Source organism: Bathymodiolus azoricus thioautotrophic gill symbiont (genome assembly GCF_001298715.1).
In the GTDB taxonomy this organism is placed as follows: domain Bacteria; phylum Pseudomonadota; class Gammaproteobacteria; order PS1; family Pseudothioglobaceae; genus Thiodubiliella.
The window spans coordinates 1-1,148 of record NZ_CDSC02000018.1 but is presented as its reverse complement, the minus strand read 5'-3'; the positions used below and the strand labels follow the sequence as shown (position 1 = coordinate 1,148).

Here is a 1,148-nt window from a genome sequence, read left to right as displayed (position 1 = left end):
CCTCAAAGCCGATTATATTATTGCCAATCCACCCTTTAATGTCAGTGACTGGAGCGGTGATCTACTACGCAAAGATGGACGCTGGCAATACGGCACACCGCCCACAGGCAATGCCAACTATGCATGGATACAGCACTTTATCTATCACCTTGCCCCCAGCGGACAAGCAGGCTTTGTGCTGGCAAAAGGGGCGTTGACCTCTAAAACATCGGGTGAAGGTGAGATAAGAAAAGCCCTAGTTGAAGCGAGTTTAATTGATTGCATTGTCAACCTGCCTGCTAAGCTGTTTTTAAATACCCAAATCCCTGCATCACTTTGGTTTATGAGCCGAAATCGTGCCAATGGCAAGTTTCGGGACAGACGCAATGAAATTCTGTTTATAGATGCTCGTAATATGGGGCATTTAATCAATCGCCGCACCCGTGAACTCTCCGCAGAGGATATAAACACCATTGCCGATACCTACCACAACTGGCGTAATCCCGTAGGGGCAGACCTATGTGTCTACCCTGATAACCTGCAACCATCGAAAAAAGGGCGAACACATAGGTTCGCCCCTACAGAAGACAAATATACAGACATAAAAGGATTCTGTTGTGCCGCCCCCATCGAGCGGGTCAAAGAACTGGATTATGTGCTCACCCCAGGTCGATATGTCGGCTTGGCAGTGGAAGAGGATGATTTTGATTTTACTGAACGCTTTAACAGCCTGAAAGCGGAGTTTGAAGGGCAGTTAAAAGAAGAAGCGGAATTGAACCAGCGGATTATGGAAAATCTGGCGAAGGTGAAAATATGAGTGCTGATTTACCCTTTACAATCGACACGTCATTTTTAGAACGCAGTATTCAAACCTTGGATAAAGCCTTTCATTTATTGCAACAAGTCGATACTGATAGTTTGGAATATGATTTATATCGCTCGGCAATCATTAAAGAATTTGAAATTATACTGGAGCAATCAGGCAGTTTATTAAGAAAGCGGCTAAAACCATTTTTTCATGCTTCAAAAGCAGTTGCTAGGCTCAATTTCAAGGATGTTTTTAGGCATGCAGGTCATCATGATTTATTAAGTCTTGAGGAAGTCGAACGCTGGCTAGTTTATCGAGATAACCGTAATTCCACCGCACATGATTATGGTTTCGGTCTAGC

At 44.1% G+C, this 1,148-nt stretch carries 2 protein-coding genes; both read left to right on the top strand.

What is annotated here, in order from left to right; translation table 11 throughout:
- Positions 1-796, top strand: a 796-nt coding sequence (locus BAZSYMA_RS00355) for an N-6 DNA methylase (protein WP_195910023.1), incomplete at its 5' end; no start/stop codon positions are given.
- Positions 793-1,148: nucleotidyltransferase substrate binding protein (locus tag BAZSYMA_RS00350; RefSeq protein WP_090714386.1), on the top strand; the 356-nt coding region annotated here is incomplete at its 3' end. The genes BAZSYMA_RS00355 and BAZSYMA_RS00350, both read left to right, overlap by 4 nt.